General features: G+C 69.2%; 7 protein-coding genes and 1 pseudogene. 1 reads left to right on the top strand and 7 read right to left on the bottom strand.

Features of this window, described 5'->3' with window-relative positions; genetic code table 11:
• The 3 genes from H0W38_RS10075 to H0W38_RS10065 all read right to left on the bottom strand — a co-directional run.
• On the bottom strand, positions 1-784 hold a 784-nt coding region (locus H0W38_RS10075), incomplete at its 3' end, for an NAD-dependent deacylase (protein ID WP_292453463.1).
• An 11-nt stretch (positions 785-795) separates the two neighbouring features.
• Positions 796-1,536, bottom strand: a complete 741-nt coding sequence (gene rlmB / locus H0W38_RS10070) for a 23S rRNA (guanosine(2251)-2'-O)-methyltransferase RlmB (RefSeq protein ID WP_292453460.1) — start codon at positions 1,534-1,536, stop codon at positions 796-798.
• Positions 1,537-1,639: 103 nt separating this feature from the next.
• On the bottom strand, positions 1,640-2,311 hold the full coding sequence (locus H0W38_RS10065) for an ABC transporter ATP-binding protein (RefSeq protein ID WP_292453458.1): 672 nt from the start codon (positions 2,309-2,311) through the stop codon (positions 1,640-1,642).
• 19 nt (positions 2,312-2,330) lie between these two features.
• Between H0W38_RS10065 and H0W38_RS10060 the strand changes: the two genes are divergently transcribed.
• On the top strand, positions 2,331-2,984 hold the full coding sequence (locus tag H0W38_RS10060; protein ID WP_292453455.1) for an arylesterase: 654 nt from the start codon (positions 2,331-2,333) through the stop codon (positions 2,982-2,984).
• 49 nt (positions 2,985-3,033) lie between these two features.
• Here H0W38_RS10060 and def read toward each other — a convergent pair whose 3' ends face one another.
• The 4 genes and pseudogenes from def to H0W38_RS10040 form a co-directional block, all read right to left on the bottom strand.
• Entirely contained in the window at positions 3,034-3,567 is a 534-nt protein-coding gene (def, locus tag H0W38_RS10055) for a peptide deformylase (RefSeq protein ID WP_292453453.1), read from the bottom strand.
• Between the two features lie 44 nt (positions 3,568-3,611).
• Positions 3,612-5,705, bottom strand: coding sequence for an NAD-dependent DNA ligase LigA (gene ligA, locus H0W38_RS10050; protein WP_292453451.1), 2,094 nt, complete (start codon positions 5,703-5,705; stop codon positions 3,612-3,614).
• Between the two features lie 156 nt (positions 5,706-5,861).
• Entirely contained in the window at positions 5,862-6,905 is a 1,044-nt protein-coding gene (locus H0W38_RS10045; RefSeq protein WP_292453449.1) for a cell division protein FtsZ, read from the bottom strand.
• A gap of 28 nt (positions 6,906-6,933) precedes the next feature.
• A pseudogene (locus H0W38_RS10040) lies at positions 6,934-8,976 on the bottom strand (chromosome segregation protein SMC); the annotation flags it as partial.

Here is an 8,976-nt window from a genome sequence, read left to right as displayed (position 1 = left end):
CTCCCGTAGCGCTAACAGGCCCTGGCGGCTCCCCGGCCAACAGCCGCCGCAGCAGCGTGGCGGCAGTGCCCTGCAACCGCCGCAATGCCAGCGCATCGAGCTCGCTCGGTTGCGGATTGACGATGACCACCTTCGCTCCCGCGCGACGCGCGGTGTAGGCCAGCCCGGCCGCGGGATGCACCGCGCCGGAGGTGCCGACGACGAGCATGACGGCGCAGCGCCGCGCAAGCTGCTCGGCCGCTTCGAGCGCGGCCACCGGCAAGGCCTCGCCGAACCACACGACGCCGGGGCGCACCCGGTTGCCGCATTCGGCGCAAGCCGGCGGGCTGCCCGGCTCGGCCCAGCCTGGATCGCACACGTTCGCGCCGCGGGCATGGCGGTGGCAGGCATCGAACCAGCGGTCTTCGAGGATGTCGCCGTGCAGGCGGATCACTTTTTCGCTGCCGGCGCGCTGATGCAGGTCATCGACGTTCTGCGTGATGACGTGAAGCCGCCCCGGATGGCGGCGTTCGAAGTCGGCCAGGGCGCGATGGCCGGCGTTCGGCTCGGCCGCGATCACGCCGGCGCGCCGGCTCGCGTACCAGTCCCACACGAGAGCCGGGTCGGCGGCGAAGCCTTCGGGCGAGGCGAGCTGCTGGGGGTCAAAGCGGGCCCATAAACCGGTCAACGCATCTCGGAAGGTCGCGATGCCGCTTTCTGCCGACATGCCGGCGCCGGTGAGCACCGCAACGTGCGGCGCTTCGGCGAGCCAGCCGCGCACCTCGTCGATCGGCTCCGGCGGCATGGCGCTCGGCGTCAGGCGCAGCCGCGCTGGCGCACCGCCTCGTACAGGCAGATGCCGCTGGCCACGGACACGTTGAGGCTTTCCACCGCCCCGGCCATCGGCAGGCTGACCGCTTCGTCGCAGGTCTTGCGGGTGAGTTGGCGCAGCCCGCTGCCCTCGGCGCCCAGTACCAGCGCGAGCGGCTGGCGCAGGTCGGCGGCGTAGAGGGTGCGCGGCTCATCGTCGCCGAGGCCCACCGTCCAGATGTTGCGCTCCTTCAGTTCGCCCAGCGTGCGCGCCAGATTGGTGACCATGAAGTAAGGCACCGTCTCGGCGGCCCCGCTGGCCACCTTGCTGACCGTGGCGTTCAGGCCGACCGCGTGGTCCTTGGGCGCGATCACGGCATGCGCGCCCGCGCCATCGGCCACGCGCAGGCAGGCGCCGAGGTTGTGTGGATCGGTCACGCCGTCGAGCACGAGGAGCAGGGGCGGGCCGTCCACTGCATCGAGCAGGTCATCGAGCGATTTGCTCACCGGCAGGGGCGCGACCTTGGCGACGACGCCTTGGTGACGGTGCGTGCCGGACAGCGCCTGCAGGCGCAACTCGTCGCTTTCCAGCAGGCGCACGCCGGCTTCGCGGGCGCGCTCGAGGAACTGCTTCATGCGCATGTCGCGACGAGTGCCATCGACGTAAAGCTCGACCACGGAGCCGGGCGCGGTTTTCAGACGAATGGAGACGGCATGGAAGCCGAAGAGGATTCTTGTGGAAGACATCCGACGATTATGGAAGGCAGCTGGCGGTGATCTGCCGGGGGACCGCCTGCCGGGTTCCGGCACGCAGGTGCCTTGCTTCGCGACGGCTACCGCGTCCGGGCGTTCATCGAGTGAGCCGGCCGGCTTCGATCTTCACCTGCCGATCGCAGCGCGCCGCGATGCTGCGGTCGTGCGTCACCATCACGAGCGTCGTACCCTGCTCGCGGTTGAGCTCGAACATGAGCTGGATCACCGTTTCGCCGGTGGCGAAATCGAGGCTGCCGGTGGGCTCGTCGGCCAGCAGCACGGCGGGCCGCACGACGAAGGCGCGAGCCAGCGCCACGCGCTGCTGCTCGCCCCCCGACAGCACGCGCGGATAGTGACCAAGCCGCTGGGCGAGGCCCACGCGCGAAAGCATCTCGGTAGCCTGCGCCTTCGCGTCGGCGCGGCCCTGCAGCTCCAGCGGCAGCATCACGTTCTCCAACGCCGTCAGGTTGCTCATCAGCTGAAAGCTCTGGAACACGAAGCCGACGCTTTGGGCACGTACCGCGGCGCGCGCGTCTTCATCGAGCGAGAAGAGGTCCGTGCCGGCGAGCCGCACGCGGCCCTCGCTGGGCGTGTCGAGCCCCGCGATGATGGCCAGCAGCGTGCTCTTGCCCGAGCCGGAAGCCCCGACGATCGCGGCCGATTCCTGCGCTGCGAGCGCGAAATCGATGTCGTCGAGTATGGTCAGTTCGCCGCTCGGATCCTGCACGCGCTTGCTGACGTGCTCGACGGCGATGATGGAATCGGGCATGTTGAAAGGAGCACTCCGGATGGGCTTGAGCCGAAGGGACTGTATCAAGCGGGCCGCCGCAGCCGTGCTGTGGGGCTGCGTCGCGGCACCGCTCGCCGCGCAGGCGCAGACGGCGCGGCCGGTCGTGCTGATCGTGGGCGACAGTCTGTCGGCCGAATACGGCCTGAAACGCGGCAGCGGCTGGGTCGCGCTGCTCGAGAAGAAGCTGGGCGCAGAGAAGATCGAGGCCACTGTGGTCAATGCCAGCATCAGCGGCGATACCACTGCCGGCGGGCGCTCCCGCCTGCCGGCCCTGCTGGCGCAGCACAAGCCCGATGTCGTCGTGATCGAACTCGGTGGCAACGACGCCCTGCGCGGCCTGCCGCTCGACATGACCGAGCGCAATCTGGCCGAGATGGTGCGCGCATCGAAGGGTGCCGATGCCGAGGTGCTGCTGCTGGGCATGCAGGTGCCCCCGAACTACGGCCGTGCCTACTCGGACGATTTCGCGGCCTTGTTCGCGAGCGTCGCGAAGGATCAGGGGGTGGCGCTCGTGCCCTTCCTGCTCAAGAGCGTGGCCGACGTGGCGAATGCGGCGGAGCTGTTCCAGGCCGACCGGATTCACCCGCGCGAATCTGCTCAGCCGTTAATGCTGGCCAATGTGTGGCCGGCGCTGAAGCCACTGCTGAAGTAGACGCCGGCGATCCTTGTGGCGGGCGGCTCGGCACCATTGCCGTGCCGGCTCAATCGTCCGATGCGTCGAGCCCCGGAAACAGCACATCGGTGTAGCCGAACCGGCTGAAGTCGCGCACCCGCATCGGGTACAGCGTGCCGATCAGGTGGTCGCATTCGTGCTGCACCACGCGGGCGTGGAAGCCTTCGGCCTCGCGATCGACCGGCTGGCCTTGCGGATCGAAACCGCCGTAGCGGATGCGCGCGAAGCGCGGCACCACGCCACGCAGGCCGGGCACGGACAGGCAGCCCTCCCAGTCTTCTTCCAGCGCGTCGGTCAGCGGCGTGATCTGCGGATTGATCAGCACGGTGCGCGGCACGGGCGGCGCATCGGGATAGCGATCGGTGCTGCCGAAGCCGAAGATCACCAGTTGAAGATCGACGCCGATCTGCGGCGCCGCCAGACCTGCACCATGCGCCGCCTCCATGGTCTCGAACATGTCGGCGACCAGCGCGTGCAGCTCGGGCGTGTCGAACTCGCGTACCGGCTGCGCGATGCGCAGCAGGCGGGGGTCGCCCATCTTGAGAATGGTGTGAATAGTCATGGCGGGTGACTCCTTCCGAATGCCAGTATCCGGCGACGCGTGCGCTACGAAGCCAGCAAGGCTTCGAGCCCCGCTTCGTCGAGCAGCGCGATGCCGAACTCGCGCGCCTTGTCGAGCTTGCTGCCGGCTTCTTCGCCGGCGACCAGGTAGTCGGTGTTCTTGCTCACCGAGCCGGCGACCTTGCCGCCGGCCGCCTCGATGCGCTCCTTGGCCTCTTCTCGATTCAGATTGGGCAAGGCGCCGGTCAGCACGAAGGTCTTGCCGGCCAGCGGCTTGGGCGTGTGGTCGGCGGTGCCGTCGCTCTCTTCCCAGCGAATGCCCAGGCGGCGCAATTCGCCCACCACTTCGCGGTTGTGCGCCTGCTCGAAGAAGAGGCGGATGCTCTGCGCGACGACCATGCCGACATCCGTGACCTCGAGCAGTTGCGGCTCGCTCGCATCGATGATGCGGTCGAGCGAGCCGAAGTGCCGCGCCAGATCCTTGGCTGTGGCTTCGCCGACGTGGCGGATGCCGAGCGCAAAGAGGAAACGAGGCAAGGTGGTCCGTTTGCTCTTGTCGAGCGCGTCCACCAGATTCTTGGCGCTCTTCGCGGCCATGCGATCGAGACCGGCCAACTGATCGGCCGTCAGGCCGTAAAGATCGGGCAAGGTGCGGACCGTTCCTCCTTCCACGAGCTGCTCGACCAGCTTGTCGCCCAAGCCTTCGATGTCCATCGCGCGACGGCCGGCGAAGTGCAGGATCGCCTCTTTGCGCTGGGCGGCGCAGAACAGGCCGCCGGAGCAGCGCCAGTCGACCTCGCCCTCCTCGCGCGCGATGGCACTGCCGCACACCGGGCACTTGCCACCCAGGCGCTTGAACAGATCGAAGGGCTCGCCGGCATCGGCGGGGCGGCGCTCGAGCACGACGCTCGCCACCTCGGGGATCACGTCGCCGGCGCGGCGCACGATCACCGTGTCGCCCACGCGCACGTCCTTGCGGCGCGTCTCGTCCTCGTTGTGGAGGGTCGCGTTGCTGACCGTCGTGCCGCCGACGAACACCGGCTCCAGCTTGGCGACGGGCGTGAGCTTGCCGGTGCGCCCGACCTGCACGTCGATGTCGCGCACCACCGTCGTCTGCTCCTGCGCCGGGTACTTGTGCGCCAGCGCCCAGCGCGGTTCGCGTGACTTGAAGCCGAGCTGCTGCTGCAAGGCGCGCGCGTCGATCTTGTAGACCACGCCGTCGATGTCGAACGGCAGAGCAGCGCGCTTTTCGCCGATCTGCGCATGAAAACCGACCAGCCCGTCCGCGCCGCGCACCACCGCGCGTTCGCCGTTGACCGGCACGCCCATCTTCGCCAGCGCATCGAGCGTTGCGCTGTGCGTCTCGGGCAACTCCCAGCCGCGCACATCACCCAAGCCATAAGCGTAGAAACTCAGGCGACGCGAGGCGGTGACCTTCGAGTCGAGCTGCCGCACCATGCCGGCCGCGGCGTTGCGCGGGTTGACGAATGTCTTGAGCCCGGCGGCGCGCTGCTGCTCGTTCATGCGCTCGAAGTGGTCGCGTCGCATGAAGATTTCGCCGCGCACTTCGAGGACCTCCGGCGCGTCCTCACTCCCCCCCATCTCCCGCGCTGACGGCAGAGCGAGCCACTTCAGCCGCAGCGGGATCTGCCCGATCGTGCGGATGTTGTGCGTCACGTCTTCGCCGGTCTCACCGTCCCCGCGCGTGGCGGCCTGCACCAGCACGCCGCGCTCGTAGCGCAGGTTGATCGCGAGGCCGTCGAACTTGAGCTCCGCCGAATACTCGACCGGCGCATCGGCATCGCCCAGCGCCAGCGCCCGGCGAATGCGCGCGTCGAAGCGGCGCGCCGATGCTTCGCCGGTGTCGCGCTCGGTCGCGATCGACAGCATCGGCACGGTGTGCCGGACCGGTGTCAGGCCGGCGAGCACCGCGCCGAGAACGCGCTGCGTCGGCGAGTCGGGCGTGCGCAGTTCCGGCTGAGCTTCCTCGATGGCCTGCAGTTCCTGGAACAGGCGGTCGTACTCGGCGTCGGGAATCTCAGGCGCGTCGAGCACGTGGTAGCGATGGGCGTGGTGCAGCAGTTGCTCTCGCAACTCGGAGGCGCGCGGGGCAAGCTCAGGGGGCTGGGATTGCGGCATGGCGGCAGTTTAGGAGCGTGCCCGCTCGGGCGGTGCCATCGCAGCAGGTGGGCTCCAGCCCTTGCGAAACAAGGTCTCCATGGGCGCGGTACGCCGGCCGACGCAAGATCGCTGCGATCGCTGCGATCGGTGTGCGCACTCCTCGCGAAGAGGGCCCTAGCTGAACAGCCGCCGCGCCGCTGCCGATCCCGCCGCGAGGTCGCGCTCGGCCAGGCTCGCATACAGGCGCTCGAGCTCCTGGCCGATGGCGGCGAAAGACGTCGGGTGCAAAGGCTGGCCGCCATCGTCGTACAGAGCAGCATCGAGTTCGCTCGACAAGGCCTCGCCGGCGGCACACCAGGCGGCAAACGGTGCGGCCGCGCTGCCGGTTTGCGGCACGTCGAAAGCCAGGGTCAGCTCGCGCAGCGGGGCCTGGCTCGGGTCATCGGCCAGTGCAGCCTGGGCGTCGAAGTTGAGCGTCAGCACGGGTGGCGCACCTTCGTCGAGGCCGGGCAAAACCAGCCGCCCCGGCAGGGCGCCCGTCACGAAACCATGGCGGGCGGCGTGCTGCTGCACGTAACCGGGCGACCAGGCCGGGCCGCGCGAAACCAGGCGCAGTGCCAGTTGCGCATCGTGCTGGCTGGCAAAAGCATCGAGCTCGCGTGCCCGCGCCACGGCGTCGAGCATGTCCGGAAAGTCCGGCAAGGCGGCCAGCGGCTCGGCGAAGGCCTGCACTTTCTGCACGAACTCGGAATACTCGATCTCGTTGAGCGCGCCGCTGCGGTTGGCCAGTTGCACGCCGGCCTGGAACTCGCCGTAACGCTGGCCCGGCACCGGCAGCTCCCATTCGCCGCTTTCGGCGTTGAGGCCTTCGACCAGCAGCGGCTTGGTGCCGGCGCGGCGCGCCGGCGGCAGATGCGTGACGGCGGTTTCGCCGGCCACCGGGCTTTCCACGGTGATCGCGGCGATCGCGTCGATCAGCGCATCGAGCCGCGGTCCGCCGCGGCGTGCCAGGGTGGGCTCGATGCGGGTCGCAGCCGCGTCCGCCTGCGCCGGATCGGCCGGCCGGTCCATCGAAGGTTCGCGCCCCATCGCCGCCTCGCCCGACTCGGTCTCGACCTGCCGCACCGCGCTGCGCCGCGCGCTCCACACGCCGTGCGCAATTACGCCGGCCACCACCATCACTCCGAGCACGAGGAGCCAGACTTGCAGGGTGCTCATGGCTGCGGGCTCATTCTTGCTGCGCGCATTACGCTGCGACCGCCATCGACACGGCAGCCTCCATGTCGACCGCCACGATGCGTGAAACGCCCTGCTCCTGCATGGTCACCCCGATCAGCTGTTCGGCCATTTCCATGGCGATCTTGTTGTGCGAGATGAAGAGGAACTGCGTGTTCTCCGACATCGTCCGGACCAGCTTGGTGTAGCGCTCGGTGTTGGCGTCGTCGAGCGGTGCGTCCACTTCGTCGAGCAGGCAGAACGGCGCCGGGTTGAGCTGGAAGATGGCGAACACCAGGGCGATGGCTGTCAGCGCCTTTTCGCCGCCCGAGAGCAGGTGGATGCTCGCGTTCTTCTTGCCGGGCGGCTGCGCCATCACCTGCACGCCGGCATCGAGGATCTCGCCGCCGGTCATGATCAGCTTCGCTTGCCCGCCGCCGAAAAGCAGCGGGAACATGCGGCCGAAGTGTTCGTTGACGGTGTCGAAGGTGCTGCCGAGCAGTTCGCGGGTTTCGAGGTCGATCTTCCTGATCGCGTCTTCGAGCGTCGTCATCGCCTCCACCAGATCGGCCGACTGCGCGTCGAGGAAACCCTTGCGTTCGCGCGCGGCGCTCAGCTCGTCGAGGGCAGCCAGATTGACGGCGCCGAGTGCCGCGACCTCGCGGTTGATGCGGTCGATCTCGGTCTGCAGGCCGGAGAGCTTGACGCTGCCGGCTTCGATGCCCTGGGCCAGCACTTCCCTGTCCACCTCGGCGGCGGTCAACTGTTCGAGGTACTGCGCACCGCCCAACTGCGCCGCCTGCGCTTCGAGCTGCAGCTTGCCGATGCGCTCGCGCAGCGGCTCGAGGCTGCGCTCGAAGCCCAGCCGCTGCTCGTCGGCGGCGCGCAGGCGGGTCGACAAGTCGTCGTAGTGGCTGCGCTGCGTGGCCAGCGCGGTTTCGCGCTCCAGGCGAAGCGCCAGTGCCGACTGCAGGCCGGCCTGGGCGGTGGCGTCGGTCAGGCGCGCGAGCTCTTCTTGCAACTGCGTCGCGCTCTGCTCGTTGGCCGCGAGTTGCTGCGCGGCCGTCTCGATGACGCGCTGCAACTCGCCGCGTCGCGCCGCCAAAGCGCGCGAGGCGAACTGGGCTTCCTGCGCCTCGCGCTCGAGCGAGCGCTGCTGCTCGCGTGCATCGGCGAGCCGGCGCTCGGCCAGGATCACGGCATCGCCGAGCTCGGCATGGCGTTCCTGCTCGATGGCGAGCTGCAGGTCGAGTTCCTCGAAGCGCGCCTCGCCGGTGGCGCGGCGCTCGGACAGGTCTTCCAGGCCAGCGTCGATCTCGGCCAGCTCAGCCTCGATCTGGCCGCGCCGCGCGCTGGTCTGTTCGCTGAGTTGGGTCAACCGCAGCACTTCGACCTGCAACTCGTGCTTGCGCGTTTGGCCCTCGGCGGCTTCGCGCCGCACGCCGACGAGCCGTGAGGAGGCGTCGGTATAGGCCGCTTCGGCACGCACGAGGCCGGCCCGGGCCTCGTCGACGATCAATGCCTGCGCGCGGGTCTGCTTCTCCAGGTTCTCGATTTCCTGAGCGCGCGCCAGCATCCCGGCCTGTTCGCTGTCGGGCGCGTAGAAGCTCACTGCGAACGGGCTGACGGCATGGCCGGCGGGCGTCATGACGATCTCGCCGTGCGTGAGCTTGCCGCGCCCGGCCAAGGCCTCGTCGAGCGAGGCGGCGGTGTAGACGCCTTCGAGCCAGTCGTTGAGCAGCGCGGTCAGGCCCGCGTCGTTCAGGCGCAGCAGGTCCGACAGGCGCGGCAGCGTCGTGTGCGTGTTGGCGATGGCGGCCGCGGGCGGCGTATAGAAGGCCAGCTTGGCGGGCGGCGCGTCGGTCTCGAAGGCGCGCACGGTCTCCATGCGGCCGACTTCGAGCGCATTGATGCGCTCGCGAAGCGCGGCTTCCAGCGCCGTCTCCCAGCCGGTCTCGATGTGCAGCCGGGTCCACAGGCCCTTGACGCTTTGCAGGCCATGCTTGGCCAGCCAGGGGCCGAGCTTGCCTTCCGTCTGCACTTTCTCCTGCAGCGCACGCAGGGCATCGAGCCG

Origin of the sequence: Methylibium sp. (genome assembly GCF_013817365.1) — a bacterium.
Classification (GTDB): Bacteria; Pseudomonadota; Gammaproteobacteria; order Burkholderiales; family Burkholderiaceae_C; genus Methylibium.
Note: the sequence above shows the minus strand (reverse complement) of the source record. Positions and strands in the feature narration are given on the sequence as shown.